This is a genomic window from Flavobacterium sp. (assembly GCF_031423415.1).
Taxonomy (GTDB): domain Bacteria; phylum Bacteroidota; class Bacteroidia; order Flavobacteriales; family Flavobacteriaceae; genus Flavobacterium.
In genome coordinates this window covers 1-1344 of the sequence record NZ_JANPFL010000078.1, presented here as the reverse complement: position 1 = coordinate 1344, position 1344 = coordinate 1, and the positions used below count along the sequence as shown (strand labels likewise).

General features: G+C 32.2%; 2 protein-coding genes. Both read right to left on the bottom strand.

The features are described from left to right. Nucleotides 1-771: AAA family ATPase (locus RMO83_RS07420; RefSeq protein ID WP_310559041.1), on the bottom strand; the 771-nt coding region annotated here is incomplete at its 3' end. 78 nt (nt 772-849) lie between these two features. Further along, on the bottom strand, nt 850-1344 hold a 495-nt coding region (locus RMO83_RS07415; protein WP_310559040.1), incomplete at its 5' end, for a peptidylprolyl isomerase.

The following is a 1344-nucleotide window of genomic DNA, read 5'->3' as shown; positions in this document are numbered from 1 at the left end:
TGGACCTGCTCCCCAGTCTATATAATTTTTAATAAATTCGTTTGATAATTTATTGTCTGGTCTTGTTTTACTAACCAAGGCTACGGCATATTCTATTACATTATCCGCAACAGGAATTCGACGAATAAGGTTTTGAAAATCGATTATTTCTTGAGCTGTAAACAAAGAATTTATAGTTACTTTTTTGTCCGAAGTTGTGCTTTTTACAACATTTACTTCTTCTTCAAAACTAGGATAATCAAGCTTTATAGAAAACATAAAACGATCCAATTGGGCTTCTGGCAAAGGATAAGTTCCCTCCTGCTCTATCGGGTTTTGTGTCGCAAGTACAAAATAAGGCAAATCTAATTTATAATTATGACCAGCAATTGTAATTGCCCGTTCTTGCATCGCTTCAAGCAAAGCCGCTTGGGTTTTTGGTGGTGTTCTATTAATCTCATCGGCAAGAATAATATTCGAAAAAATAGGTCCTTTTATAAACTTGAATTGACGGTTCTCATCTAGAATTTCGCTCCCTAAAATATCGGATGGCATTAAATCTGGAGTAAATTGAATACGTTTGAAATCCAAACCCAATGCTTGTGCTATTGTATTGACCATTAATGTTTTTGCCAGTCCTGGAACACCTACTAAAAGTGCATGCCCACCTGAAAAAATACTTAGTAATATTTCATCTACAACAGCCTCTTGACCAACTATTACTTTGGATATTTCTTTTTTGAGTTCAAGTCTTTTTTGAACTAGATTTTGTATTGCTGCTACGTCTGACATTGCGATTTATAATTTTAAGGATAAGGCTTTATATTCCAAAATAAACTCAGTAATAAAAACCAAATACTGAAGATTTTATTATTTTACCCATTTATTTGCAAATACACATTTCTTATATTCGTCATTAATTTGAACATAAGTTTCTTTAATCTTCTCTTCAGTCCATTTACCAATAGCATTTATTTGCTTTTCTTTGAGTGCAAGTTCTTTAATTTTTATATAGTCTTTAGCGTAATCTGCTGTATGCTCAGGAATTTTGTTGGTTACTGTTATCAGTTTATAAGTTTTTTTACTTTTTTCATCTTCGTCAACAAAAGCATTTGAAACTTCGTTATTATTTAAATTCACAACACGACCATACAAAGTAGGATCCATTTTGGTCAATTCAAATCGAATATCCTGTGTTTTAGGATTGACCAATTGACCTCCGTTGGCACGAGTTTCTTTTTCATCAGACATCGTTTTAGCTGCATCTGAAAAAGATATTTCTTTATCTATAATTCTTTTGCGAATAAGATCTGCTTTTTCTTTAGCTTTTTTCAAAATATCGTCTGAAATTTTTGGCGAAATAAC